This is a genomic window from Leptonema illini DSM 21528 (assembly GCF_000243335.1).
Classification (GTDB): Bacteria; Spirochaetota; Leptospiria; order Leptospirales; family Leptonemataceae; genus Leptonema; species Leptonema illini.
In genome coordinates, this window is record NZ_JH597773.1 from 3,141,452 (window position 1) to 3,166,974 (window position 25,523).

General features: G+C 46.6%; 26 protein-coding genes. 1 reads left to right on the forward strand and 25 read right to left on the reverse strand.

Features of this window, described 5'->3' with window-relative positions; genetic code table 11:
* Window positions 1-12 precede the first annotated feature (12 nt).
* The 23 genes from LEPIL_RS22285 to LEPIL_RS23035 form a co-directional block, all read right to left on the reverse strand.
* Window positions 13-1,395, reverse strand: coding sequence for an exopolysaccharide biosynthesis polyprenyl glycosylphosphotransferase (locus LEPIL_RS22285; RefSeq protein WP_081476505.1), 1,383 nt, complete (start codon window positions 1,393-1,395; stop codon window positions 13-15).
* Window positions 1,379-2,344, reverse strand: a complete 966-nt coding sequence (locus tag LEPIL_RS14335; RefSeq protein WP_002773442.1) for a GDP-mannose 4,6-dehydratase — start codon at window positions 2,342-2,344, stop codon at window positions 1,379-1,381. The genes LEPIL_RS22285 and LEPIL_RS14335 overlap by 17 nt, the downstream gene beginning before the upstream one ends.
* Window positions 2,341-3,396 (reverse strand): GDP-L-fucose synthase family protein, encoded by a 1,056-nt coding sequence (locus tag LEPIL_RS14340; RefSeq protein WP_002773444.1) that lies wholly within the window; start codon window positions 3,394-3,396, stop codon window positions 2,341-2,343. The genes LEPIL_RS14335 and LEPIL_RS14340 overlap by 4 nt, the downstream gene beginning before the upstream one ends.
* 2 nt (window positions 3,397-3,398) lie before the next feature.
* Window positions 3,399-4,541, reverse strand: coding sequence for a GDP-mannose 4,6-dehydratase (gene gmd / locus LEPIL_RS14345; RefSeq protein WP_002773445.1), 1,143 nt, complete (start codon window positions 4,539-4,541; stop codon window positions 3,399-3,401).
* 137 nt (window positions 4,542-4,678) lie between these two features.
* A complete protein-coding gene (locus tag LEPIL_RS14350) occupies window positions 4,679-5,428 on the reverse strand; it encodes a glycosyltransferase family 2 protein (RefSeq protein WP_002773446.1) in 750 nt (249 codons plus the stop codon).
* On the reverse strand, window positions 5,425-6,138 hold the full coding sequence (locus LEPIL_RS22290; protein ID WP_002773447.1) for a glycosyltransferase: 714 nt from the start codon (window positions 6,136-6,138) through the stop codon (window positions 5,425-5,427). The genes LEPIL_RS14350 and LEPIL_RS22290 overlap by 4 nt, the downstream gene beginning before the upstream one ends.
* Window positions 6,129-7,223: a glycosyltransferase family 4 protein gene (locus LEPIL_RS14360; protein WP_002773448.1), complete on the reverse strand. Its 1,095-nt coding sequence runs from the start codon at window positions 7,221-7,223 to the stop codon at window positions 6,129-6,131. Before LEPIL_RS14360 ends, LEPIL_RS22290 begins: the two co-directional genes overlap by 10 nt.
* 6 nt (window positions 7,224-7,229) lie before the next feature.
* Window positions 7,230-8,186 carry a glycosyltransferase family 2 protein gene (locus LEPIL_RS23020; protein ID WP_002773449.1) on the reverse strand — a complete coding sequence of 319 codons (957 nt, stop codon included), beginning with the start codon at window positions 8,184-8,186 and terminating at the stop codon, window positions 7,230-7,232.
* Between the two features lie 364 nt (window positions 8,187-8,550).
* Complete coding sequence (locus LEPIL_RS22295; RefSeq protein ID WP_002773450.1) at window positions 8,551-9,537, reverse strand: glycosyltransferase family 2 protein; 987 nt, start codon at window positions 9,535-9,537, stop codon at window positions 8,551-8,553.
* Window positions 9,538-9,676: 139 nt separating this feature from the next.
* Entirely contained in the window at window positions 9,677-10,270 is a 594-nt protein-coding gene (locus LEPIL_RS23025; RefSeq protein ID WP_342742351.1) for an integrase core domain-containing protein, read from the reverse strand.
* A 415-nt stretch (window positions 10,271-10,685) separates the two neighbouring features.
* Window positions 10,686-11,174, reverse strand: a complete 489-nt coding sequence (locus LEPIL_RS14385) for a transposase (protein ID WP_002773451.1) — start codon at window positions 11,172-11,174, stop codon at window positions 10,686-10,688.
* An 8-nt stretch (window positions 11,175-11,182) separates the two neighbouring features.
* Window positions 11,183-12,343, reverse strand: coding sequence for a glycosyltransferase (locus LEPIL_RS22300; RefSeq protein WP_002773453.1), 1,161 nt, complete (start codon window positions 12,341-12,343; stop codon window positions 11,183-11,185).
* 45 nt (window positions 12,344-12,388) lie between these two features.
* Window positions 12,389-13,246, reverse strand: coding sequence for a glycosyltransferase (locus LEPIL_RS14395; protein WP_143464632.1), 858 nt, complete (start codon window positions 13,244-13,246; stop codon window positions 12,389-12,391).
* A gap of 5 nt (window positions 13,247-13,251) precedes the next feature.
* Window positions 13,252-14,451 (reverse strand): glycosyltransferase family 4 protein, encoded by a 1,200-nt coding sequence (locus tag LEPIL_RS14400; RefSeq protein ID WP_002773456.1) that lies wholly within the window; start codon window positions 14,449-14,451, stop codon window positions 13,252-13,254.
* 8 nt (window positions 14,452-14,459) lie between these two features.
* Window positions 14,460-15,620, reverse strand: a complete 1,161-nt coding sequence (locus LEPIL_RS14405; protein WP_211208648.1) for a DegT/DnrJ/EryC1/StrS family aminotransferase — start codon at window positions 15,618-15,620, stop codon at window positions 14,460-14,462.
* Window positions 15,595-16,176: an acyltransferase gene (locus tag LEPIL_RS14410; protein WP_002773460.1), complete on the reverse strand. Its 582-nt coding sequence runs from the start codon at window positions 16,174-16,176 to the stop codon at window positions 15,595-15,597. The genes LEPIL_RS14405 and LEPIL_RS14410 overlap by 26 nt, the downstream gene beginning before the upstream one ends.
* Before the next feature lie 203 nt (window positions 16,177-16,379).
* A complete protein-coding gene (locus tag LEPIL_RS22305) occupies window positions 16,380-17,030 on the reverse strand; it encodes a transposase (RefSeq protein ID WP_002773471.1) in 651 nt (216 codons plus the stop codon).
* A gap of 220 nt (window positions 17,031-17,250) precedes the next feature.
* On the reverse strand, window positions 17,251-17,382 hold the full coding sequence (locus LEPIL_RS24055) for a hypothetical protein (protein ID WP_281251478.1): 132 nt from the start codon (window positions 17,380-17,382) through the stop codon (window positions 17,251-17,253).
* A 97-nt stretch (window positions 17,383-17,479) separates the two neighbouring features.
* Window positions 17,480-19,150, reverse strand: a complete 1,671-nt coding sequence (locus LEPIL_RS22310) for a glycosyltransferase family 2 protein (RefSeq protein WP_052608358.1) — start codon at window positions 19,148-19,150, stop codon at window positions 17,480-17,482.
* On the reverse strand, window positions 19,117-20,079 hold the full coding sequence (locus LEPIL_RS14425; protein ID WP_002773476.1) for a glycosyltransferase family 2 protein: 963 nt from the start codon (window positions 20,077-20,079) through the stop codon (window positions 19,117-19,119). The genes LEPIL_RS22310 and LEPIL_RS14425 overlap by 34 nt, the downstream gene beginning before the upstream one ends.
* The gene (locus LEPIL_RS14430) at window positions 20,076-21,002 is read right to left on the reverse strand and encodes a glycosyltransferase (RefSeq protein ID WP_169314823.1); all 927 of its coding nucleotides are present in this window, start codon (window positions 21,000-21,002) and stop codon (window positions 20,076-20,078) included. Before LEPIL_RS14430 ends, LEPIL_RS14425 begins: the two co-directional genes overlap by 4 nt.
* Window positions 21,003-21,088: 86 nt before the next feature.
* Complete coding sequence (locus tag LEPIL_RS14435; RefSeq protein ID WP_002773481.1) at window positions 21,089-21,733, reverse strand: class I SAM-dependent methyltransferase; 645 nt, start codon at window positions 21,731-21,733, stop codon at window positions 21,089-21,091.
* Window positions 21,734-21,735: 2 nt separating this feature from the next.
* Window positions 21,736-22,209: an FkbM family methyltransferase gene (locus LEPIL_RS23035; protein WP_245826803.1), complete on the reverse strand. Its 474-nt coding sequence runs from the start codon at window positions 22,207-22,209 to the stop codon at window positions 21,736-21,738.
* On the opposite strand from LEPIL_RS23035, the gene LEPIL_RS23945 reads away from it, so the two are divergent.
* Window positions 22,132-22,296 (forward strand): hypothetical protein, encoded by a 165-nt coding sequence (locus LEPIL_RS23945; protein ID WP_246811973.1) that lies wholly within the window; start codon window positions 22,132-22,134, stop codon window positions 22,294-22,296. The genes LEPIL_RS23035 and LEPIL_RS23945 overlap by 78 nt on opposite strands.
* A gap of 68 nt (window positions 22,297-22,364) precedes the next feature.
* On the opposite strand, the gene LEPIL_RS22320 is transcribed toward LEPIL_RS23945, so the two are convergent.
* Together LEPIL_RS22320 and LEPIL_RS14450 are read right to left on the reverse strand one after the other, a co-directional pair.
* Window positions 22,365-23,420 (reverse strand): glycosyltransferase family 4 protein, encoded by a 1,056-nt coding sequence (locus LEPIL_RS22320; RefSeq protein ID WP_002773485.1) that lies wholly within the window; start codon window positions 23,418-23,420, stop codon window positions 22,365-22,367.
* The gene (locus LEPIL_RS14450; RefSeq protein WP_002773487.1) at window positions 23,417-25,450 is read right to left on the reverse strand and encodes a glycosyltransferase; all 2,034 of its coding nucleotides are present in this window, start codon (window positions 25,448-25,450) and stop codon (window positions 23,417-23,419) included. Before LEPIL_RS14450 ends, LEPIL_RS22320 begins: the two co-directional genes overlap by 4 nt.
* Window positions 25,451-25,523 lie beyond the last annotated feature (73 nt).

Genomic DNA, 25,523 nt, shown 5'->3' on the forward strand with positions numbered 1-25,523 from the left:
GGGCAAGTACAATCAGCGCCCACCGCCGAAGAGAACAACCCGCACAGTTTTCAGTAGGATGTTGATGTCAAGCAGGGCCGTGTAGTTCTTAATATAATACAGATCGTATTCAAGCTTGTGAACGGTATCATCTATGTTTGCCCCATAGGGGTACATCACCTGGGCCCATCCGGTCAGGCCGGGACGCACAAGATGTCGCAGATTGTAGAACGGGATCTGCCGCTCGTACTGCTGTGTCAGCTTCGTCCACTCGGCTCGCGGCCCGATAAGACTCATCTGCCCCATGAGAATATTGATCAGTTGTGGAAGCTCGTCAAGTCGGCTGAGGCGCAGAATGCGGCCGAAACGGGTAACCCGACTATCCCCTTCCTGAGTATATGGGCTCTGCTTATCGGCCCCAGGGATCATGGTGCGAAATTTGAACACACTGAACGTCTGTCCGCTTATTCCCGTTCGCTCCTGACGGAATAGAATCGGGCGTCCTGAATCGATAAAGAGCGCAGCGGCAATCATTAGCATGAATGGAACGCTTCCGATCAACAAAAAAGCCGCAATGGTGTAATCCATCACGGTCTTGAGCCGAAGACCGATCGGATTCGAGAGCACAAAAAATCCTCTGCTGATCATGAAATGAGAATGAGCGACAAAGTAGAGAGGAACTTTAAGAAAATAACGCTCGTAGAAAGAAACAAGATCAAAAATGCGAAGGCCGCCCATACGCCGACTTAGAAGCAGCTCCATCTGATCTCCGGATAACGCTTCAGTCGCTATGATAACGCCGTCCCATTGACTTTCCAGCGCTCGAGGCAAAGCCGATTTCATCGGAAGCACCTGTTCTCCGGCCGGCCCTCTGACCGGTTGCGGCGAATCGCGCTCCATGAAAACCACCTCCCACATAGGAAAGCGGCGACGAACCTCTTTATCGATCGGCTCAAGAAATCGCTTCTCGGTTAAGATCAACCAGCGGCTTTGCATTTTCGCCTGATCAAAAACGCGAGCAAAGACGAAGCGTGAAGAAACCGCATAAATGCCGAAGAACCCGAGAGCGAAATACAGCACGCTTCGACCGACATACGCCTGGAGCTCATGACCGAAAACCAGGAAGGCCACCAGGCTGAGAACTATGGTCAGGATTAAAAGCGCTGGCAGCATCCTGGTAGCGAGCCCCATGCGTGAGTAGTGGCTCCATGGGTTATACACATCCATCACAAGAAAGACGCCTGCAAGAAAAGGCAAAAACCACGGCGTTCCGGGCATAACGAAGCTTTCGTAGAAAAAGCCTCTTCGCAATAGATGACCGAGCTGATAGCTGACCAGAAAGGCCAGCAAATCCAGCATCAGCAGTCCATACTTAGCGAAACGCAGCGTGTGCAGCATCTTACACCTCGATTCCATCAGCCTGCAGCATTGAACCAATGATCTCTTCAAGAGAGCGGCTGTTTCTCCAGGAAAGGGTGGCGGCGATTTTCGATGGATTACCGCAGAGCGGTATATGCTCCGATGGTCTGAAGAAGCGCGGGTCGGTCGCGACGTACTTTGCATAATCGAGTCCCGCCAGACGAAAGGCAATATCGACAAAGTCTCGGACGGAATGCAGTTTGCCCGTCGAAACGATAAAGTCATCGGGCGTTTCAGTCTGCAGCATTCGCCACATCGCTTCGACGTAATCGGGAGCCCATCCCCAGTCGCGCAGAGCGTCAAGATTACCGAGAGAGAGCGTGCTCGCCTCGCCGCGAGCGATCTTCGCCACGGTAGATGTGATCTTTCTCGTTACGAATTGATGCCCGCGGCGGGGCGATTCGTGATTATACATGATGCCGGTGCAGGCAAAGAGCCCTTCTTTATCGCGATAATTACGGATCATGTAGTACGAAGCGATTTTTGAAATACCGTAGATGGACTTTGGATTGAAACGAGTCAGCTCGGTTTGCGGGCTTTCATCGGGTTCGCCGAACATCTCAGAAGAGCCTGCGAAGAAAAGGCGACAGGACGGTTTCAGTTCTTTGATCGTAGAAAGCAGGTAGTGAGTGGAATTGAAGTTGTTATTCAGGATCAGGAATTCGTCGTCAAAGTTATAGTGGACGAACGACGAAGCGGCCAGGTGATAGCATTCATCGGGCTGAATGTCGCGAAAGAGCTTGTAAAGGCTGAGGTGGTTATTCACCGAAACCGGATGCAGATGAATGCGATCGATTGAATGGCTGAGATTGCCAAGCCTGTGATTGGCGTCTTCGACGGACTCACGCTTGACGATGCCGTGCACCTCATAGCCTTTTGAGAGAAGCAGGTCGGCCAGATAAGAACCGTCCTGACCGGCAACCCCTGTGATCAGCGCCTTTTTCACTTTTTCTTTGCCTCACTACAATACTGACGGTAAACCCCGTTGATACCGTCGCGAAGACTAATCTTCGCCCTCCAGCCAAGTGCTGCCAGCTTCGATACGTCCATCAGCTTGCGCATCGCTCCGTCGGGTTTTGCCGGATTGAATCGTAGCTCTCCCTCAAAACCGACGATCTCCCGAATCATGGAAGCCAGATCGGCGATGCTCAGATCGATACCGCTGCCGATATTGATATGCGTATTGCGAACTTCGGTCATACCGGCCGAAAGATCACCGAAATCAACATTCTGCATCAACCAGACACAGGCATCAGCCATATCGTCGCTATGCAGAAATTCACGAAGCGGCCTGCCCGTACCCCAGATCTCCACAGCATCGGCAGAAACTCCGATCCGACCGAGCATGGCCTCAGCTTCGTCATTGCCGGCAAGGCCAAGATTCAGTCGGAGCTCGCTCCATCGTTCCTCACGGAGCAGTCTCGCCAGATGCATCTTTCGAAGAAGAGCGGGAAGAACGTGTGATTTCTCCAGATCGAAATTGTCGTTCGGCCCGTAAAGATTCGTTGGCATGACGCTCATGAAGTTCGTGCCGTATTGTAGATTGAGAGATTCGCAGAGCTTGATACCGGCAATCTTCGCTATAGCATAGGGTTCGTTTGTGTATTCCAGCGTAGAAGTCAGCAGAGCATCTTCGCTCATCGGCTGCGGCGCCTCTTTTGGATAAATGCAGCTGCTACCGAGAAAGAGCAGTTTCTTCACCCCCGCCCGCCAGCTTTCTCCGATAACGTTGTTCTGAATCTGTAGATTTTTCAGGATGAAGTCGGCGCGATAAACGTTGTTGGCAAGGATGCCTCCTACCTTGGCGGCGGCGAGAAAGACATACTCGGGCCGCTCGCGCTCGAAAAAATCCGCGACGGCTCGTTGATCTTCAAGATCAAGCTCATCATGCGTTCGCAGAATCAGGCTTGAGTAACCCTCTTTCTCCAGACGCCTCACAATGGCAGAGCCGACCAGGCCTCGATGACCGGCGACGAAAATACGGCTTTGCAGGTGCATGCTCACCACTCCGCGCTTTCAAGAACCTTGTGGCCATGAACATGCAGCAGCCTATCGCGCTGAAAGAGCTTCACATCGGACTGCACCATCTCGCTCACCATCTGGTCAAGCGTACACTGCGGAGTCCATCCAAGCTTTTCCTTTGCCTTTGTCGCGTCGCCGACAAGCAGATCGACCTCTGCCGGACGATAGTACTGTGGATCGACGGCGATAACCTCGTCGCCCGCTTTCAACGAAGGCTTTGATTTAACGATGGATTCAAAACGGGCCTCATCGATGGAGGCGACGACGGCCACCTCTTTCTCTTCTGCCCCACGAAAATCCAGGGATACGCCGATCTCACCGAAGGCCATACGGCAGAAATCGCGGATCTCAGTCGTTTTGCCGGTCGCAATGACATAATCGTCGGGCCCGGGTTGTTGTAGAATGCGCCACATCGCATCGACGTAATCACGAGCATGGCCCCAGTCCCTTTTCGCGTTAAGATTGCCAAGATAGAGCTTCTTTTGCATACCGAGCGCAATGGCTGCGACGGCCCGCGTGATCTTTCGCGTTACAAAGGTCTCGCCGCGGATAGGACTCTCGTGATTGAATAGAATACCGTTGCAGGCATACATACCATACGATTCGCGATAGTTCTTCGTGATCCAGAATCCATAGATCTTCGCTACGCCGTAAGGGCTTCGCGGGTAGAAGGGCGTCGTCTCTTTCTGGGGGATCTCCTGAACCAGACCATACAGCTCAGAGGTGGAGGCCTGATAGATGCGTGTCTTCTGCGTCATGCCAAGCAGGCGCACAGCCTCAAGGATACGCAACGTCCCGATGCCGTCGGCGTTAGCCGTGTACTCGGGGGTCTCAAAGCTGACCTTTACATGACTCATGGCAGCGAGGTTATATATCTCGTCGGGCTGGGTTTCTTGTACGATACGGATCAGATTCGTCGAATCGGTGAGGTCGCCATAGTGTAGATGAAGCCTGACATCCTTTTCATGACGGTCCTTATACAGATGATCGATGCGGTCGGTGTTGAAAAGCGAGGCTCTGCGTTTGATACCGTGGACCGTATAGCCTTTCTGCAGCAGCAGCTCGGCCAGATAAGCACCGTCCTGCCCTGTGATCCCTGTTACGAGTGCTGTTTTTGCCATGTGTGCGGTACCTTTGCTCTGTTGTAGCGGAAAAATTTATCCAGAAAACAGCTTCCCGTGGATCGGGTAGAGAGGCAAGCGGAAATGAGGAGCAAGCCTTTGCTGCCTGCATCACCCCAACAGATGAGAAGTGTTCACTATGTCAGAAGCTGACGGATTTTCAGTACTGGCTTCAACAATGGCAACCAGACCGGAGCCTTCAGACCGTTTTTCTTGAAAGCAAGATAGCTTTCTTGATTTGCCCTCCAGATGTTTTTCAGGCTCCGATTGCTTGCTCCACCCGTTCGCATCTTCACCTTTACGCCCGGAAGATAGAGGCTGTTCAGCCGCTCCTTTTCCATCAGGCGAAGCATGAACTCGTAATCGGCTGCAATCCGCAATTCCTCGTCAAACAGGCCGCAGCGCTCGTATACGGAGCGACGCACAAAGAACGAAGGATGAGGCGGATGCCACCCCCTCTTAAAACTGCCGGGTTTAAAGGCGGAGGAAATCCATCGACGAACGACGTGATCGGTATTCACGGCATCGACGTATTCGAGATCACCATAAACGATATCGACGTCAGGATTCAAGCGAAACGCTTCGGCCACGTCATGCAAAATAGCAGGCCTCGCGTAATAATCATCGGAATTCAGAATTGCGACGATATCGCCCTTTGCCAGGTGCAATCCCTTGTTCATTGCGTTGTAAATGCCTTTATCGGGCTCGCTGACGAATGTGGAGATACGATTGCCGTAGCTACGGACTATATCGGGGGTAGCGTCTTCTGACGCCCCATCGATCACAACATAGTCAAGATCGATTCCCTGCTGCGACAGAACGGATTCAATGCAACTGCGAATCGTTGCCGCACTGTTAAAGCAGACTGTAATGACGGAGATTTTCACCGGGACTTCTTCCCTTCAAAAACAAACACCAGCATCGGTCGAACAAGGCGCTTTACCAGTGCAAATAGATGAAACCGTGACGCGGGAAGAAAACCGAAATACTTACGAATGATCTCTACAATCTCTCTATCACGAAGCACAGCCTGTTTCTGATTCGCTCCGGAATTATCAAAATGCACGAAACCGGAACATGCATGGAAGGGAAGTCGGTCGCCGTATCCATGCCGGATATAGTAGTCCAGATCTGAAGAGATACGATATCGAAGGTCGTAGAACAGTTCTTTCTTGCGTTCAAACACGATCCCCTGATGGCAGTTCGGTAAACCCTCTGAACGCTTTTTGAGCCTAATCGGCCGATAGCCAAGAACCGGATGCTGATATTTCACAGGCAGAAAGCACGGCGCAGTCAGATCGGCCGTGATGACATCACCGACAAAATAATCCCCTGCATTCAAGAAGAGAAGGCCCTCACCGCTGGCCATACGAATCCCTTTATTCATGGCGTCATAGATGCCTTTATCGGGTTCACTGATCCAGCGTACGACGGGCGGCAACGTTTTTAGATAGGCAAGCGTTCCATCCGTTGAACCACCGTCAACGATGATGTATTCAATGTCGGGCCAGGCCGTCTGCTTGAAGACGCTCTCGGCTGTTAACTTGAGATTCTCCAGTGCGTTAAAAACTACGGTGACGATGGTGATCACAGGCATTGTCTGTAGGCCTCAAGGGTTTTCTCTGCACACCTCTTCCATGTAAACAGCTTCACACGCCTCCTGCCACGATGAATCAGATCCTGCGACCGGGATGGAGAATAGACTACGTTCTCGATGGCCGTCAGGATAGATTCGACCGATGCGGGGTCAAAAAAATCGGCCGCATCGCCGATGACCTCGGGCATCGAGCTTGTATTGCTGCTGATGACGGGACAATCGAGCGACATCGCTTCAAGCGGCGGAAGGCCAAAGCCTTCATAGAGTGATGGATAAACGAAACAGGCGGCATTGCGATAGAGCTGACCGAGCAATTCATCGCCGCCCGATATCTGGTGGCAATGATCGCTTTTCAGATTCAACGAAACGAAAAGCTCTCTCTCCTCTTTAGAGAACGTACCGCCACCGAAGGCGACCAGAGAAAAGTCACTGACAAGTCGATCAGAGGATGCAAAAGCCCTGACGAGACGCTCGAAGTTCTTATACCCTCCGCGCTGACCGACATACAGAATATAGGGATGGTCCACTATGCGACGATTCTCAGAGAGGTTTAAGAAAGCATCATAGCCAAGGTGCGTTACCGAGACCTTTCGGCTTTCAATTCCATACAGATTCAAGAGGTCATTTCTTGTACTCTCAGAAATACAGAGCACATGATCCGCTCGCATGACGGCCTTCTTTTTGGCGGCGACGGTAGAATCCCATCGCGCAAAATACTGCGGGTATAGCTCATGAATCATGTCATACACGGTTACGACGGATCGGGACTTGCTTGAGGTCCACCGAATACGCGAGTAATAGGTCTCATGTACGATATCGGGTTCCCATTGAGCGATACGTCGCGCCGCAAGGACCTGATTCAAAAGCAGAAATGGCCGAGTCGTTTTAGGAGGATAGGGACTCCAGTAGCGACCGGAGACGCTGCCATCGTCCACCTTTGCCAGGTATTCGTTTCTGTGAAGAGGAGCGAAGGTTCGTACAGTCAGGCCAGATGCACGCAGCTCACGAGAGAGATTGATATAATACCGGGAGATACCGCCGTAGGCTTGCAGGCTGAAAATCTGAGGATCAAAGGCTATCTTCATCTACATTTAGTCTTTATGGATAGAATTGATCTTGTCATCCATGATTCGCCCATAATGCCAGAGGCCGAACAGTGCCCCTCGAAAATAGTAGCCTCGCATTCGCCAGGCAGTTCGTCTCGGGCCGAACTGCAGCATTGTCGAGAGAATCAAGCCTGCAACCAGCCTGATAGCTTTCAATAAAGGGAAAAATCTACCGGCACCTTCTTTCTTACGCCACAGCACGGCATTGGTTATGCCCTCCGTGAGCATCCTCTTTTTCAGATAATCCTCGGTCTGCCGCATAAGAGGAACCGGATGATAAACCATTAAATCCGGATGGTATATGATTCTATAGCCCAGAGCATCAACCCTATGGGTCAGGTCACTATCCTCACCATAAACCTGAATCTTCCGCTCATTTACTGGCCCGAGTTTCTCATTGAAGCCGCCAGTGCGAAGAAGGAGCGATTTCCGGGTCCAATAGTTGACTGCAGGAGGCCTGGCCCCACCAAGAAACGGACCGATTGGGCCACTTTGAGAGTACTCGGGAAGAATGTAGCGAAACTCTACAGGAATGTCAATTTGAAGCGCTCCGCCTTCTGGAACTCCAGTAATGGGACCACCGAGAATTCCGGTATCAGCATGAGCAAGCATGTGCTGGAATCCTACTTGAAGCCACCGATCAGAAACACAGGCATCGTCATCTGTGAATGCAATGATCTCACAGCTGGCTGCTCGCCACCCAATATTTCGAGCACGAGAAGCTCCTCGTCCATGATCAAGAAGGTGCTGTATCGCTGCATAGCTCTCCTTAAGACCGTCAAGAATTTCTGCCGTCAATGCGGCATTGCCCTGATCGACGATGATGATTTCTCTGGGTTGAACTGCACTGCTCAGAATGCTCTCCAGTTGTTTTAATAGCAGCGCAGGTCGGTTTGCTGTACAGATGATGACAGAAACATCAACAATTCGATTTTCTTTCATGACTCACACTGCCGATCTGTAATCACCCGTCCAGGGATCTGCGCCCGCAATATCATACCGAGGAAATCAAAAACAGGGGGTGCTTGATATTGTTATTCTATTTGGATACTGTAACGTCGCCCATGAAAGGGTCCCGATTGCCCACCTCTACAAATAATCGGGACCCTTTCATGGTTGTCAAGGAGTTTGTATCCAGCCTTATACCAAAAATGGAACACGGGCTTCTCCCCTTTCCGGAGGCATTCAGTTAACGAATATGCCCGCACTCCGCATTTCTGCGCAGGTAACGAAGAGCCAGATATCGAGCCCTTTCCCTGAATACAGGAAAAGGGGAAACACGGTTTTCATGAATCTCAGCTTACACTCAATCGTGTCTGACTAACCGCCTTTCAATGGCCGCTAGAGCCTTCAAGAAAATGTGCGCGCAAACCCAAAACCATACACTGATTGGAATGTGCGGAAGAATTGCCGCACTTCGGTAGATTTTGGTGAGCGGTGATAGCTTACTCCGTACTACTGAAACGATGGCTGCCGCACCGGCGTAACGAGCGATCTGCCTGGTCTGCCCAACGGGAAATCCCAGGAATGCGGACTGTACCCAATCAAGAAAAGCAACCTCGGCCTTTAGTTTTCTCATCAGTATCTCCCGCTCCTGTCGTGAGGAGATATTCAAACCGCTCTGCCTGAACCAGAGCCGCCCGTGGGAGATCGTGTAAAAGCCCTTCTCCATTGCAAAATTGATATAAGTAGCTGTATCAGAATGCCATGCAAGGTCGAAAGCGACGAACCCCTTCCTTTCATAAATGCTCCGACGGAAAATATGATCCTGAGCACAGGTATAAGCCTCACCTGAAAGACGCCTGAGAGTAAAATCATACGCTGATTCAAACTGAGGATGGCCGAACTCATAGCCAGGCCCACATGGCTTCGAATCAGCGCCAATCCAGGATACCGGGAATCGATAGATGTCATAAGCACCTGCTGTTCTTTCCAGCGTTGCATAAAACGCCGCTACGGCATTCGATGACGGGATATCATCATCAGAGAGGAGCCAGATCCAGGGTTCGCCGGCAGTCAAATCAATAGAACGCCTCCAATGCGCTACGAGATCGCGACCGCCGAGATTATCCGGAAAGCGGTGATAATGCATTTGCAGCTGTTTACCGTATGGCTCGACAATAGAGAAGAGATCATGCGGACTCGCGTCATCAGAAACATACAGGGCAAAGCGTCTGTCAGTCTGATTGGACAGCGCATCCATTGTTTCCTTCAGGAAATGGGCCTTAAAGGCCGGTATGACAATAGCCAGATTATAATCTGCCTTGCTCTGAACGCTGCTGGAATAACTCATCTGTGTCGGCTACCACATTCCCCGATTATGTCCCGAGTTTAGTTAGAGCTTGAAAAGGCGGAACCCTGGCCCAAAATGGGCCGAACACCACATTGCTCTCTGTCAGCGTAGTTGACGCACATTTTTTCAATCGTCTGCCTCAGGAGGCTTTCGCCTCGCCGAGAGTAACCGCCTTCTGATACTCCCACTTCCTGGGGCTCTGTGACCACCGAGAAGGATTCTTTTTCTTCGCTGCTGCGAAGGTCTGTGCTCGCTTCTTGAGGATTGCCCGATCCTGACCGGTGTGTCTTTGCTCGGGCGTCACATAGTTGATACCAGAATGGCGATGTTCATGGTTATACCAGTGCACGAAATTGGCAACCCAATTTCGTGCCGATTCAAGACTTGTGAATCTCCGCGGATAGCCCGGACGATACTTCAACGTCTTGAATAGCGCCTCAGAATATGGGTTATCCTCACTGACACGGGGCCTGGAGAAGGACGCCGTCACTCCAAGCTCGTAGAGCTTGAGCAGCATTGTCGATCCTTTCATCGGTCCGCCGTTATCCGCATGCAGAACAGCCTTGCTCAGATCCATCTCACGCGATAGGCGATCAATCATCCTCGCAGACAGTTTGCTCGTCTCCTCTGTATGGATTTCCCATCCTGCAATCTTACGGCTCCATACGTCTATGACCATATAGAGATACAGGTAGATCCCCTTTATGTTCGTATGCAGGTAGGTAATTCCCAGCTCAGAAGCTGATCGGGTCCGGTAGCCTTGTGAGAGGGCTTATTTCTCGGGGTGCGACCCCGGCCAGGACCGCGATGGGTTAACATCCTGTTCTCCTTCAACACACGGTAAATCGTTCTCTCGGAGCCTATATAATGGCCTTTTTCTGCGAGAATTGCCACGATTTCCGCCGGATTCAGGCCTCTGTATTCCGGAAGGTTAACGACCCGTAGAATCTCATTTCTCTCTGTCGCAGTCAGCTTATGCTGTACCCGTCGCTTCGCCCCTTTGCGGCTATCCGCACTCGCTCCACGACTCCACCGTCGTAGAGTGCTTACAGAGATGCCTGTGGCTTCACTGATACGCTTCTGAGAGAGATGGGAAGCTATGGCCTCGGCCACTGCTTCGCTTACGGTCGCTTTCGTTCCCGGTGTATTCATCTGTCCCCGTCCGGTTCGAAGATGATCCCCTCCAGTTTTTTTTTAAGCACCATGATGGCTGTCACTTCGGCCAGCGCTTTGTCTTTCTTCCGGAGTTCCTTCTCAAGCTGTTTAACCTTCTTGCGCTCTTCACTCAGCTCTTTCCTTGCTTCCGACTGCCGGAGCTTCAAGGTTTCGCGGATTTCTGAACGCCAGAGCTTCAGATGCTCTTCGTGAATCCCTCGCTTCCTCAACCATTCGCCGAGCTGCTCGGTCGGAATCGATGCCGATTCGAGCAAGAGCTCCTGCTTCTCCAGCATTGATCGATTTTTCGGATCTGACGAACCCATACGCATCTCCACCTCTCCACGCATCTTCCTGAGCCAGTTATAAAGCGTCTGGAGGGAAATGCCAGCTTCTTCTGCAACTGCCGCAGCACCCGGTCCGTCCGGGAGAAGGGCTTTACGCACCGTTGTGCTCTTAAATTCTTCGCTATACCTTGCCATGTTTAACCTCATTTTGAGGCGTCAACTTTGCAGGCAGAGAGGAAATATGCCCTTACGGCTTTCAATAATTTATAAATTCTATACGGAAGCCATAAAATAAATTCGCCAATTTTATACTGGGCTCGCCCTTTCTTTGATAAAAAAGGTGAACCATTCAAATACAATTTAAAAACATCATGCTTTCCTGTTATAGCTATTAAATCAGAATACGCAAAACCAATCTCATTAAGGGATTTTGCAATATCTTTCTCTTTCATTATGTCATATAGCACTTCGATACCAAACAGCCTTCTATACTCCAAAGGAGACGCCAATGACTCTTTTGCCACGTAAAAAGGTATTAATTTAGCATCAACTTGACCAGGGATATCGACACCAGAAAATATTTTTCTAAAATCTTCTACTGACTCAATATTCAGATAATGCTTTAAAATCTCCTTATATTCAACTGTGTTTCGGATATGGGTTTCAGGTTTGTCACCGCTAGCGTTCGCTTCCCCCTTGCGTATCCGAAATTTGATTAAATTTTCGTTCAGGATATGAATATCAAAATGCATGCACACCCTTACCCAAAAATCAAAATCAGGCAAAGAACCAAATCTTTCATCATATAAGCCCACTTTATCATAACAATCTCTTCTAATTAGTGCACTGGGATGGCAAAGGCAATTGCCATGATAGAAAAAATAATTTAGCCACTGATATCTGTCTCGATTTTCTTTATTGAAAACCGAACAGTACGGATGAGTTAAGTCTGTAAACTTATCGCCATCTTCATCGATAAAATATGCTTTACTGAAAACAACCCCTATATCTGGATTTCCATCTAAAAATTCGACTTGTTTTTCAAGCTTACCGGGGAAAAAAACATCATCAGAGCTAAGCATAGCAATATACTTACCTGAAGAATTGAGAATACAATTGTTAGCAGCAACGCTTGCACCTTGGTTTTTCGAAAAAACAAAAAGCTTTATTCTTTCATCATTAAAGCTCTTTATTTCCTCTACTGTGTTATCCGTAGACCCATCATCAGTTACAACTATTTCAAAATCCTGAAATGTTTGACTTAAGACACTCCTGATACTTTCCCTAACATATTTGCCATGCTTATAAGATGGGATAATTACACTCACTTTAGGCATATAACTTCTCTCAATCACTGTAACCATTATTACCCCCTGCAAACAACCTTAAGTTCGGAATATAAAAAATCTTTATTTTAGCATAAAACGAACTCTACCGCCAAAGAATTTGGCACCATAGCTAATCGTCTTTCCAGCTCTTTTGTCTTTAATGGAGTTTTTAAACAAAAGAAGGTATAGTTTATTTTTCTGCCCCAAAAAATCCTTTTCGTATTTGCTCTCAAAAAAAAGATTATATTGGTCGATATTCTTAATTATTAGCATCAATTGATCTTCGTAACTTACCTTAGACCAAAGACCGCCCTCATGAACCCTGTAAACGGACATCTCTCTATCGATATAACCAATATTTCCTTCTTCAGCAACGGCCATATTGAAAAACCAATCATATGTTAGATAGTCATATATGCGGGGATTAATTTTATCCACCGCCTTCTTTCGATAAAAACATGCTGAAAAGTTCCCAATAAAATTGAAGCCTATCAAATCATGTATGGAGAATTCTTTATCAGAAAGATCGTTCTGACCAGCATAAATACCAAACTGGTTGTTGTAAAGAGTTCTCACTTTATTAAAACACATTGAACAATTTCGGCTACTTTCCAAGAACTCCAACTGTAAAGCCAACTTATTATCATCAATCCAATAATCATCTCCTTCACAAACAGCGACGTAATCTCCGGAACAAGCACGGAAGCATCTCTGCAAATTTTTTGTTAATCCAAGATTGCTACTATCTCGTAGAATTATAAAAGTATCTGGATGCTTTTCCTTATATTTTTCAATAATAATCGGAGTCTTATCTGTTGAACAATCATCCCCTACAACTATTTCCAATGCGCAATTAATTTTTTGCCTCAGTATCGACTCTATTGCCTGCTCGATGTATTTTTCATGATTATAACTGGTTAATACTACACTTATTTTCATATCAATCACCGCTCAATAAAATTCTCAAATATTTTAATACGCTTTTCGATCTGAAGCTCAGTTGAAAATAATTGATGTGTTTTATACTGTCCGCTATACGATATTCGATAAAGCTGATCAATATTATCATAGTAATAGTTGATTTTCGAAACTATATCTTCAACATCAGCATTTACTATAACTATCTCGTTTGAATCATACTCAGTATTTATTTTCAATTCGTCTGAAAGGAAAAGCGCAACCCCATGAAAAGATGCATCAGCACCTAAAGGAAAGCCATCAAAATTCCCAGGAAAAAGTTTGAAAGGCCTATTCGGTGATAAAAAAATATCCATAGAAGAATAAAATTCGGGAAAAAAATCCGGCCTTCTTAAACCATAAAAAAACACCCTATCCTCAATATCTGATACATCAATATCGTCTTTATCCCAATTGCCTACAATATGAAAGTATATATCATTATACTTTCTGCATAAGATCTTTGCACATTCAATAAAAAGATCATAACCCTTATCAACTCCTCTGTCCGAATACTTTGCTGCTACAAAACAAATATCAAAACTTTTTTTTTCTATTTGATATTTCTTCTTGTGCATTATCTGATTCTTATCAAATTGGATAAAACCTCCATATATATATTCAATGGAATCTTCATGACACAGAGATTTGCTTAATAAGTATTTTTTTGTAATTTCCTGAGTTACAATAACTTTTCTAAAATATTCCGAGCTAAATATTCTTTGCAACATAATATCTGATTTATCAAAATCTATCCCAAAAGCACCACCTGGATACAATACAAACACAAAAGGAATTTTATTTTTTTCCAGCAAAGGAAGCAATGTATAGGTCTCCGCAAGAAAAAAAGAATATGATAAATCCGCGCCCAAACATGCATCAGAATGAAAAAATTGGATTTTTCCAGGATCAATTTCCGGATAATATTCTAAATACTTTTCTTTATTCGTCTTAAACTGTTTGAAGGTCATCCCATATGGGTGGGAAAACCACGCTTCTTTGTCCGGATATAACCTAGGCATTGTATAACTTTTAATAAAATCATAACTCCTTAAGTACTCTGCTATTTCACGATTCCTAAAGCCAAATGGAACAAGTTGAGGAAATGTCGAATCTACTATTATTACTTTTTCTTTAGCTATTTTCTTATTGTAGCCATTTGCTTTAAATAACTTGAAAATATTCATCTATCATCCTACAAGCTTCGGTTTTTTATCAACTGTATTATATCACAGATTCGATCAACATCGTCCACTGTAAGTTCTCCATAAAAGGGCATTGATAAAACTTTTTTAACGGCACTGTTAGCATTGGGTAGGTTTTCAGGATTGGACGAAGGAAGCTGTCTATAACATGCATAATCGCTGCAGAGGGGATAAAAATACTTACGAGCAAATACGTTATACTTTTTCAGCTCATCGTAAACGTAATCGCGAGACCTTCCAAAAGTCTTCTCATCAACTTGAACTACAAAATATTGAAGGCTATTCTTAATATTACTATCCAGTGTATGAAAAAAAATCCCTTCGATCTCAGAAAGCCTTTCTGTATATCTCTTTAAAATAACCTGCCTTTTGCTTCTTTCCTCTTCGATCAAATCCAAGACAATAAGCCCAAGAGCAGCCTGAATTTCATTCATTTTGCCATTAATGCCCGGCATAATAACTTCATCTTCACTTTTTATACCGAAATTTTTGAGCAAATCAATTCTTTGTTTAAAATGATCATCTTCATAAACAAGGGCTCCACCCTCTCCAGTATGAAACAATTTAGTGGGGTGAAAACTAAACATGGTAATATCGCCGAAATTTCCAATTCCCTTTCCATCAATTTCAGTCATAAAAGCGTGAGCGGCATCATAAACTATTTTTAATCCATACCGATCGGCAATTTCCTGTATTTTGAATACATCGCAGGGCGTTCCAAAAACATGAACGGGTAATATTCCTGTTGTAAGAGGAGTTATCATGGATTCAATTTTATCCACATCAATATTTAAAGTAGTGGGGTCAATGTCGCAAAAAATTGGTTTAATGTTGTTCCAGGTTAGAACATGTGGTGTGGCCGGAAAAGTAAAGGGCGTCGTAATCACCTCCCCTGATAATCGAAGGCTTTGGACTGCTACAATTAATGCTATTGTTCCGTTATTAAAAAGGCTTGCATTCGGTACTTTTAGAACTTTCTTTATAGATTCCTCGAGCTTCTGGTGCTGCCTTCCATTATTTGACAACCATTTTGAATCCCATATTTCTTCAAGTTTAGTATTGAGCTCTGATAAATCAGGAAATATAGGTCTGGTAACCATTACAGGATTCTCAAAGGGCTGCATTTTATAATCCTCCTTTTTGTTTTTCATTAAATTCTTTTAGAAATCTATTCTCAAGTCTAAGTAAATCTTTTTTCCGTTCTTTAATTCGTTTTATAGGTATTCCAGCGTAAATGCCCCAGGGATCAGTGCTTTTATTTATAAAAGAAAAAGCTCCAAAAGAACAACCTTCACCAATTTCGATTCCAGGCAGTACTACAGATGTAGAGCCAATCAAGCTATGCTTTTTTATTACTACTTTTCCACTTCGAATTTTTTTATATAAATCAGGTATTGTGGGATTTGTCATAGTTTCTCCAGAAAAATCATCGGTAATACTATAGATTGAAATACGCGATGACAAGTTAGCGAAATCTTCTAAAACAATCCCCTTCGCCCCCCACAAACCGCAGAAAGCTGCAATATGGATATGTGAACCAAGACTGATCTCTCCCGAGAGAATGCAAAAGTCGTCTATTCGAACATTGTTACCAATAATCATTTTCTCGGGACTATACATGCTTGCCTTTCGGCTTATTAATACATTTTCTCCAAATCTTTTAAAACCTATCCTCTTCAATTCATCCTCTGAATAAAACGAATTCATTTTTTCTCCTGAAGCCAGAGTCAATACTTAAACATTCTTGCCATCTTCTTTAAGATCCTCAATCCTACGTCGGGCAACCAGGTAAAGCAACGACCCTGTCGATAGGCAAGGCTTTGATAGAGCCGAGCCATGGTTTGGTCTCTCCGAACAATAGCAATAACATTCTGAATCTTTCGTAAAATGCCAGCGCGCTCCATAATATGTTAAGCTGCTCTGCGCTTGCTGTCAATTTCATTCAGCGGCGACATGTTTAAATAGATGCGTGAATCCCATGTCTTTGAGACTACGTAGCACAGTCCCGCTGCGGCGAGCAGAAGAACGAACTGCCCATCTGGAAATGGGCCAACGGCTGGCATCCCTCGGCCATTCTCTTTCATCAGCCGTTTGAGGCGATTGTTTGTTCTGATTCGCACTCGATGTTGTGACGGGAATTCGTACCAAGAAAGGGGTTTTTCAAGCCCGCTCTCGACCATCTTTGTAGCTTCAAAAAGCTTCATAGCTCTGAGACATTCAGCAATAAACGCCGCCTTCCTGCGAGTAGCGTCTTTGCTTTCCTGAGCATGAATGGCCTTTAACATACAGCCACTCTGCGAATCATTCTCGGCAGCCCTTTCGTAAAGACATTGCGATAGAAATGGCCCACGCATCGCCTCCAGATGCATCTCCACAATCGCCTCTTCAACCGAAATCTGCCGAGTTCGATATCGCTCGGTTATGACGCTTTCAAGCGGCACGTTGATCGCCTCTTCCACGGTCCCTCGAACGAGATTGTCCAATCGGCGTTTGACCTGTTCCTCGTCGATCTGGATGATTTTTCCTTGCCCTGCTACAGGATTCCCGATTTGGTCTTCCATGGGTTCTGCTTTCACTGTTTGCCCAAACCTGATATTAGGTCTGGAGGAGGACCTGCCAGCATTATTTAAAGTTCGAAAAGCTTAGCATAGTATCGCCATTCTTACGAAATCCCTGCGGCTACCATTCCAGCTTACTCCCATTCAGACCAAACCGATTCATGCAGCCCCAAGCAATCCGTTTGATTGCACACAAATACCGTCAAAATATGACTCATAGCATTCACCCCATCAACCTTTTTTTGATGCGCTCTACGAGCGGCCTCTTTTTCTCCAGCTGAGCAATTCGCTTCTCCAGCTCATCACATAGCCTTTCCGCCTCTTTCAATACTTTCTGCACGGTTATGGGGTCCATAACCAAGATTTCGAAATACAACCAGATATGTCAACCAACATAAAGTAAACAATTAATCCATTAATGCACCTATATCAGATACTTGCAGATACTGGAATCAGCGGCCGATCAGGCTACGCCTCAGAAACCGCAAAAACCGACCAAAGCGAGAATTACCTGTAAGACGCAGATACCGATCCACCGCTGTGCTCAAGCGGCGGAGGACGACATACAAATGCTCCCGCTCGCTGGATCTTAATGGAGCCCACTCACCTCTGATCTCAACTGCGACAATTACTCCATCAAAATGAAAATAAAACTGCGGGAAAGCAGTCCAGAAGTCAACCCAGCCATCTTCCGTTCGAGAGGTACCATTATGAGATATTTGATCTACAGGAATACTTCGGACGGCTCCGGAGTCATCGGTCACCGCAACATTCACCAATTTTACTCTGCATAAAATGCCAGAAACGGGATCCCACCGTAGGAATCGAGTGCCGGCTCCAGGAGTAAAACGGAAAAGAAATCCACCTTTGCCATCCAGTCTGACAGGCTTCCTTATTGCTCTGTCTTCAGAAAACGTTTGATCTGAGGACCAGTAGAGAATGGAGGTTGTCCTCCCATACCAGGGGTTCACTACAGCATCAAGCATCGGAGCGACGGCTTCCAGCGGAATGTGCTCCCACTGCCCCCGTATCTCGACACTGTTTACTTCACCGGATTCATTGATCTCAAACTGAGGATCAAGCGTCAGGAACTGAACGTACCCGGTCTCAGCGAGAAGCTTACCGTTATGCAACAAATCTGTCTGATGAAGCATTACTCTCTTACCGGAAGTAAATGTTATTAGAATAGAGTCGACACGGACCCTGGAAAAAATATTGGAAACCGGGTCCCATCGCAAACGAGCACATTCGATAGGCTGAGAAAAAGAATAAGCAATGACGAATGGCTCGCCTGTATTCTCAATTGGTTTGTCAAAATACTGGAAGCCACCCTGTGAATCGAAGCAGAATAAGATTGAAATAGAAGATGGACAGATTTCGTTAATTCGCTTCTCCTTTAGAAGTGCAGCGGTCTCTTTCGGATGTGATAGAAAGAAGAGTTGGTTTCGTTCATATGTTCTGCCAAAGAGATACCGCAACTGAAGAGGAGTCATGCTACGAACCATCGAACCGGTTCGAATACGGTAGAAAAACAGTACCTCATCAATTCGCTTTACCTTGCGCCCCAGGCCGAGGATCGACAGCCAGAAATCGTAATCCTCAAGGCCATATTTCATATCGCGCTTAAAACCACCGACAGATTCCCAGTCCACGCGTCGAAAAAAGGAGGTGCAGAAGATCACATTATGATCCATCATCTGCTTAATTGAGAATTCTTTTAAAATCCACGGACCTTCGTCTTCGCCGAACTTTTCTGCAAGGCAGTAAACGATTCCCAGATCCGGGTCCGAATCAAGCAGCTCTACTGCAAGTTCCATATAACGGCGACCAATGCGATCGTCTGCATCGAGCGGCAATATATACCGGCCCGTAGCCTCACGTATACCCGTGTTACGAGCCTCTGCCAGTCCCTGGTTTTCCGTATGAATCACGCGCAACTTAGGTCCGGAAAGCTCCTTTAGAATTGCATTTGTTTCCGGTTCGGTTGATCCATCATTGATCACAATGATTTCGTAATCCGGATAAGTCTGTGACCAGACCGACTCCAGAGCATCGTGAATATAGCTGCCCTGGTTATAGCAGGGGATGACTACCGAGACCTCAGGCATCTTTTTATGCTCCATTTCAAGATCTTCCAGAATATTGGATACAATATCTGTATCAAGTTCGAATTATCGATTCTCGAAAGAAAGTAATCACGATCACATTTGGCATAGGCTCGAAACCATACGGAAAAAAAGCAAAGCCCCAACACCCAGTACGTAAGAAAAATGGCCATCGGCACAGCATGCGGATCTGCATTACCTGTTCTTCTTATTACTCGCAAAACACTGCAAGGAACAACCAATCCGAATACATGACGATGCAATTTTCTAATAGCGATTTCGGCTGATCTTTCTTGTTCCGACAGAGAAGTCGCCGAAATAGAAAGGTCATGTATCCTGTAGCGGTACAGAACTACAGGCAGATTTGCGAGCTTATACCCGTTTTCAACAAAGGAAACCCAGAGATGTAAATCCTGCGCTCTACGTACAGACTCATCGTAAAAAAATGGTCTCGATAAATCGGCCGCACATTTCATCATGATACTTCCATGAATCAATGCGTTTGCAAATAGCATTTCGGTTTGAACCAGGAATGGATCCGTAACGGGTTGGATTAGTATTTCCTCTCCCGTCGGGGTAAACCCACTTCCCCACGTCCCGCATACCGCGCAATCCGGGTGAGCCTCCATATACTCAATCTGTCTTTCAAAGCGCCGCGGCAAACTGATATCGTCGGCATCCATCCGAGCTATGTATTTCCCTCTTGCACGACGAAGACCGATGTTAAGAGACTTTGTCAGCCCCAGGTTCGTTTCATTATCGACGAGAACGATACGTGGATCTTTGTAAGACAGAATGATATCTCTGCCGCAATCTATACTGCCGTCGTTTACGATGATGAACTCAAAATCCGTGTAGGTCTGTTGCAGAATGCTATCGATCGCTTCTTTCAAGTAAGCTTCTGCGTTATATACAGACATAACGACGGATATCATAGGAGAAGTCATACCTGTTCTCCAAGCAGCACGGATATATAGGCGGCCGCCGTTCTCTCGATGGTAAGGTCACGAGAACGGCGACGAGCCTCCCTCAGATAGAAATCATAGTTCTCCAACAATAGCTGGATTTTTTCCACCAATCTAAGCGAATCAAAGTCTTTATACAGCTGGAGGATGTCATTTGAAACGGGAGCAAGCAAGTCTTTTTGGTACCAGAGCAATTCCGACATGGACCCGGAATCGAACCCGACGACGGGAAGCCCGCTGGAGATCGCCTCAATAACGGAATTCGGACACGGAGGATTTAAATGCGAATAGACAAAAGCCTGTACCCCACGCAACTCGTTCCCGAGCTCTTTAAGAGAAATGCGGGGAACGTGACGAATATAGGGCCGCTTCAGATAAGGGAGAAGGTCTTCCTTGATCACATCGCCGAACAAGCGGAGTTGAAAAGGAAACTTACCGTACAGCCGATCAAATGCGTGGACCATCGGTTCCAGCATATCGATATTCCGAAAATTTCCAGAAGAGGCGAAAATCCATCCTTCCTTCGTCGCAGGTGGGCGGGCGACAGGGTGGAAAAGTTCCGTGTCCGCTCCGTTCAGTATAATGACTTCAGACTTCGCACCCGATAAACCGAGAACCTCCCGGCATTGTAGATAACTGTATCGACTTTGATAGATTACCGCATCAGCCAGCTCGCGGTAGATTAGCTCGAGGTTTCGATTCAATCCTCTGTATGCCTCGCCGTGCTTCGACGGGTAATAAACACCGTCCAGTCGTTGCACGATGCGAACACCGCGCCTCTTCCATTCTCTGATCCAGTCAAGATCATATTCAACAGGAATAAGTGCAGACCGAAGGTTACTGGCTTCCGGGCGAGAAGTGAAGGCAATGCCCTGACGCTGGAACTCCGCTGCAAGATTCTGCACAAACGTAGCGGGCCCTCCTGTATAATTCCTGGAATCGGGCAAGAAAACGGCAGATGATTCGCGCCAGAACTTCTTCAACGGGTTCATTACTGCTTTGTCCATGACTCACTGATCATACCGTACTTCGAAGGGCCAGTATAACGAATCAATCCCAATCCGTAGTTGTAAGGTAACACTGAGTATTCAAGGTGTCGATTCCAGCGACACAGTGATCGCAACGCCTTTCCCACCGAATATCTGTCCACAAAAACGTCATGCACCGCAATGACTGCATTTGTTTTCAAAAGCGCAATGCACTGCTTTAACTCTGACTTCACAAACTGTGGATCGACCTCTTCTGAGGAAAAATAATCGAGAAAAGCCATATCAATTCCGACTCTATTCAGCGTCTCGTCTGACCAGACAAGATTCGAAAAGCCAAGTTTATAATCGGTTACCGATCTCTCTTCGCTCGAAAGCAGATACTGGAAATCGCGATTGTCACAGGTGACGAATCGGCCTTCGTTCTCGGCAGCCGCACGAGCCAGAACAAACGTAGAGCGGCCAAATCCAACCTCGACAATACTCCTCGCTCTGAGACCACGCGCAACGGAATAAAGAGCAAGTAAATGTTTCGAGGTGGAGTAGGAGTCGTTATACCAGCGGAACAGTAGTTCGTCTGAGATGAGCCTGTGTCCCTCAAGATCGGTCTCGACATCTTCCTGCCGATGCATAATTGCTTTTTCATTCATGGTTAGATCCAATCCAGATGAATATTCTTGATTTTTCGTCGCCTGATCTCTTTGCGAATACGATCCGTTCCCTCTTTCAGCTCAGGGATCTTATGATCGTGCGTTTCGGCAAAGATCCATCGAATCTGTTCATAGGTTCGATCCTCAATAATCCTGTTGAGGACTTCGACCTCTGCACCTTCAATATCGATTTTCAACACGCCGACAGGCTTTTTCAGCTCTCTTATAAAAGAAATCAGATCAATGATCTCCACTTCTATCGACTTATCCTCCCTGACGTTCTTCTTAAAAGGCAGGAGAGAAGAACCGGTGGACCATTTCACCTCGTCATCATCGGACCATTCATGGAGATAAAGGTTCATCGTCGATGGTCTGTCCCAGACTCCTTTTTGAAATAGATGAACACTCTCATGATTGCGGAATCGCCGTTGCAACTCTGCGAAGGCATGGGGATTGGGTTCAAACGCATAGACGATCCCACCCGCTTCAACCATCTGAGCCGTAACCAGACCGATATTCGCACCACAATCTATACAAATATCGCCGGGCTGTACATACGATGATACGGATGCTTGAGCCTCAGGCGGCTTCTTCTTAAATAAATCTATTAAACAAGAAATCATAGAGCATCCTATACTTTTAAGTAGACCTCATTTACGTACTGGCTTGCAATTGTACCCCAATCCAGTGCCCGAACATCAGCTAACGCTGTCTCAACGATTGATCGAACGGAATCTCTATCCGCAGCAATGGCTGCCAGTCTTTCTGCCATTTCCATGATATCAGTCGCTTCATAGACAAATCCGTTTTTGCCGTTCTCTATCCAATCTCGCGGCATACCCATCCGGGAAGAAACTAGAGGCACTTGCATGGCCCACGACTCGGGAAGACTCAGTGGCCCCCCTTCCACTCGGGAGCAAATCAAGTAAGCATCGAGCGCAGAATAATAGACAGGCATTTCCTGATATCTATCGACAAGCCTGTGTATCCAACGTATTCCCCTTGAATCCAGCTCCTTCTTAACGTACCCGCGAGAGGGCCCTGTTAGGAGAACCTTCAGATTTGGGATCTTTTTATTTAACTCATCGAGAACCTGGACAAGAATATCAGGCCCCTTAACAAACTTGGGTTCCATACCATCTCCCCAACCAGAGCCATCTTTTTGAAAAGAGCCTACAACAAAATCAGCATCCGAGAACCCAAGATCGCCCCGCGCAATGGGACGGATATTCACTCGCTCAACAGCGTTAAAGAGTTCAAGATCCACTCCCAGAGGAATAACAACGATCTTCTCTTTGGGAATGCCGGCTTGCACAAGCTCAATCTCAGACTCTCGACAGGAAGTAACGATCATCGCTACATATGGAATGGATGCTTTCAATCGTTGAAACAGGTCATGAAACTCTTCAGAGTTATATTGACCATGTAACCAGGTAATGACCGCCCGGAATCGGTTCCCTATCATCACGGGATCGTGCTGGAAAAAATCGTAGCGGTTGCCAAAATGCACGATAGACCCAGGGGCCAGCTTATCCAGGGAGGTAGCAATACGGAAGTCAAAGCATCCGTTGTGGTGAAGGTGTTTGGCAATTCCCTTTGCAACCCATTCAAGAGCCCAGTCAGCCCCATCATGGAGATAAACAATCTTTCTTCGCTTCCTGTTGAATAGTCTCGAAAAAACAATCATGGCTTGAATACCTGCCAGCCCGACGCATCGACATCAAGAATCCGAAAAATCATGGCCAGGGCCCATGTTAATAGCACCGTCCCATGGATATCGGCACAATCTTTACCGTCCGTGATGGTAATCCCATAATAAGTCTGCTGTGCTCTACCCCGATAATACGAGAATCCACCCTCATCAGGATGATAGTGTTCCATAATCGTTTGAATCATGGAAGAGCAGTATGCCTGAACATCTTTCTTACGGTGATCCGTGAACTGGAGACACCGATATAGGACATAAACCGCATCAACGAGATGACACCCTTCAGAAGCTGGTTGACGCGTCAGAACAGTATCGATCAAGCGCTCCGGATAGTGAACTGGAATTTCACACCAATCCATTCCCGATAGCACCTTCATTGCCCCATTAACAAGCTGCCCGTACTCCGGCCCCCCCCCCCTGTAATATCCACCTGTCGCAGGGTCAGCAAGACTGTCGATCAGGCTGCCTATTCTCCTCAGCTGCAATTGATTATTAGGCAACAACGAAGCAAAGACCATTTGTGCAGAAAACTGCCCTCCGGCTGCCCATGGAGAACGCCAGTCAAGCTGGTTGAAGTATTCCGTAAGCGCCTCCGCACTATCAGCACAGCCTCGATAAACAGGAAATGATGTTTCGCCTAAACCATACAGGGTAGCAATCGCTTGTTTGGTCTCGGCTACAAGTATCTGTTCGCTGCTTGTTATGGGGTATTTCCTGGCGACGCCTTTCAAAAGCATCCAAACACTGCCCGGACGTGCGGCATCAATAAAAGCAAACCGGTATAGAGGGTAAAACGAAACGGGCGGCTCAGCGCGGTAACTTAAAATCTTGCCGGCTATTCCAGATTTATCAGATGAGCCCTCAATCAATCCAACTGTCTGCAGAGTTTTTGCAGCAAAACACTGAAAGCCGAGATTCAAACCAGAATTATTGGCACCGTTGGCCGTTGGGCTAATGGATCCATCGCCCTGTCGAAGACTGGACAGAAACACGTCGACGCTTTTCTTCAATCTCTCCGGCAACCCTGTGATATCAGCACGTCCCTTGGCCGCCACCTTTGCCAGCACTAATCTTTTGAAAAGATTAAAATATTCACTACCAGTCTTCTCACTGGTATGTGGATAGTGCAATACTTTCTCTCGCAGTATCTGGTATCGTGTACGGATTTCTTCCAGCCGATCGAAAAAATCCGAAGGATCATACATTATCCCATAACCCTCACAGTACTCGGGCATACAGCCAGAATTGATATAAAGGATTGGCAATCCGCAATTGCCGCCTTCATTCTGATGGTTCCCACCAGGTTCGTGACGCGATGCGGTCAGATAAACATGATGCCTCTTTATTTCCGCTGAAAGATTCAGACCATATAGGGGAGCAATATGGCGAGTATTCTTAAAGGAAAAGCCATCTGGGATATTACCAATATATGTAAATTCGTATTGCCTTCGAAATGCTGGATCACCCAACCTCGCATCCAGTTGTTCGTAAATATCAAACCCCTTCAACCAAGAAGCTCCCCAATGGTGGGTCACAATCCTTAACGGGGCCCTACCGTCCCAGATAACTCCACCTTCAGGGTTAAAAATTCGCCGATCAGACCCATTCAATATAACACTACAAGATTTCGGTTCACTCCTCTTTGACTCAAACAAATCCCGCAGCCAAGAAGCCACATACACCGTATGGTGCGCCACACGATTGGCCTCCATTAAGCGGTCATTCAGCCCGATTGTTCCCTTTCTTTCATCACATTCATTGATTCGGTGCACAACAATAGGTGATGCATTGACACGACTAATGTAATCAGCAATATCTGCGTCACTGAAGGCACAACTTCTCATCTCCTTGCGGGGGTCGGTCAACAGAATTACATCAATATCATCGTCAGTAAGGGCTCGCACCACATTCACACCACGCTTCCGCAAATACAGTTCTAGGGCATCAGCGAACTGATTGCCACCGCCCCAAGGTCCTTCTATCTTATTGAAGCCAATCGCTATTTTCATCGTATGTCCCCGCAGATGATAGAATCAAGAAACTCCATATCTCGCAATTTGAATCGTACCGGATTTTTCGGAC

Excerpts from the sequence above, each read along its gene's own strand:
- LEPIL_RS14425 (WP_002773476.1), bottom strand. The coding sequence starts at position 20,079 with ATGACTTCTCCTATGATATCCGTCGTTATGTCTGTATATAACGCAGAA.
- LEPIL_RS22310 (WP_052608358.1), bottom strand. The coding sequence starts at position 19,150 with ATGGAGCATAAAAAGATGCCTGAGGTCTCGGTAGTCATCCCCTGCTAT.
- LEPIL_RS22285 (WP_081476505.1), bottom strand. The coding sequence starts at position 1,395 with ATGGAATCGAGGTGTAAGATGCTGCACACGCTGCGTTTCGCTAAGTAT.
- LEPIL_RS22305 (WP_002773471.1), bottom strand. The coding sequence starts at position 17,030 with ATGGAAGACCAAATCGGGAATCCTGTAGCAGGGCAAGGAAAAATCATC.
- LEPIL_RS22295 (WP_002773450.1), bottom strand. The coding sequence starts at position 9,537 with ATGAGTTATTCCAGCAGCGTTCAGAGCAAGGCAGATTATAATCTGGCT.
- LEPIL_RS14435 (WP_002773481.1), bottom strand. The coding sequence starts at position 21,733 with ATGAATGAAAAAGCAATTATGCATCGGCAGGAAGATGTCGAGACCGAT.
- LEPIL_RS22290 (WP_002773447.1), bottom strand. The coding sequence starts at position 6,138 with ATGCCTGTGATCACCATCGTCACCGTAGTTTTTAACGCACTGGAGAAT.
- LEPIL_RS14360 (WP_002773448.1), bottom strand. The coding sequence starts at position 7,223 with ATGAAGATAGCCTTTGATCCTCAGATTTTCAGCCTGCAAGCCTACGGC.
- gmd (WP_002773445.1), bottom strand. The coding sequence starts at position 4,541 with ATGGCAAAAACAGCACTCGTAACAGGGATCACAGGGCAGGACGGTGCT.
- LEPIL_RS14450 (WP_002773487.1), bottom strand. The coding sequence starts at position 25,450 with ATGAAAATAGCGATTGGCTTCAATAAGATAGAAGGACCTTGGGGCGGT.
- LEPIL_RS14340 (WP_002773444.1), bottom strand. The coding sequence starts at position 3,396 with ATGCACCTGCAAAGCCGTATTTTCGTCGCCGGTCATCGAGGCCTGGTC.
- LEPIL_RS22320 (WP_002773485.1), bottom strand. The coding sequence starts at position 23,420 with ATGATTGTTTTTTCGAGACTATTCAACAGGAAGCGAAGAAAGATTGTT.
- LEPIL_RS22300 (WP_002773453.1), bottom strand. The coding sequence starts at position 12,343 with ATGGTTACAGTGATTGAGAGAAGTTATATGCCTAAAGTGAGTGTAATT.
- LEPIL_RS14410 (WP_002773460.1), bottom strand. The coding sequence starts at position 16,176 with ATGAATTCGTTTTATTCAGAGGATGAATTGAAGAGGATAGGTTTTAAA.
- LEPIL_RS14385 (WP_002773451.1), bottom strand. The coding sequence starts at position 11,174 with ATGGCAAGGTATAGCGAAGAATTTAAGAGCACAACGGTGCGTAAAGCC.
- LEPIL_RS14405 (WP_211208648.1), bottom strand. The coding sequence starts at position 15,620 with ATGAAAAACAAAAAGGAGGATTATAAAATGCAGCCCTTTGAGAATCCT.
- LEPIL_RS23945 (WP_246811973.1), top strand. The coding sequence starts at position 22,132 with ATGAACACTCTCATGATTGCGGAATCGCCGTTGCAACTCTGCGAAGGC.
- LEPIL_RS23020 (WP_002773449.1), bottom strand. The coding sequence starts at position 8,186 with ATGAAAGAAAATCGAATTGTTGATGTTTCTGTCATCATCTGTACAGCA.
- LEPIL_RS14400 (WP_002773456.1), bottom strand. The coding sequence starts at position 14,451 with ATGAATATTTTCAAGTTATTTAAAGCAAATGGCTACAATAAGAAAATA.
- LEPIL_RS14395 (WP_143464632.1), bottom strand. The coding sequence starts at position 13,246 with ATGAAAATAAGTGTAGTATTAACCAGTTATAATCATGAAAAATACATC.
- LEPIL_RS24055 (WP_281251478.1), bottom strand. The coding sequence starts at position 17,382 with ATGGACCCCATAACCGTGCAGAAAGTATTGAAAGAGGCGGAAAGGCTA.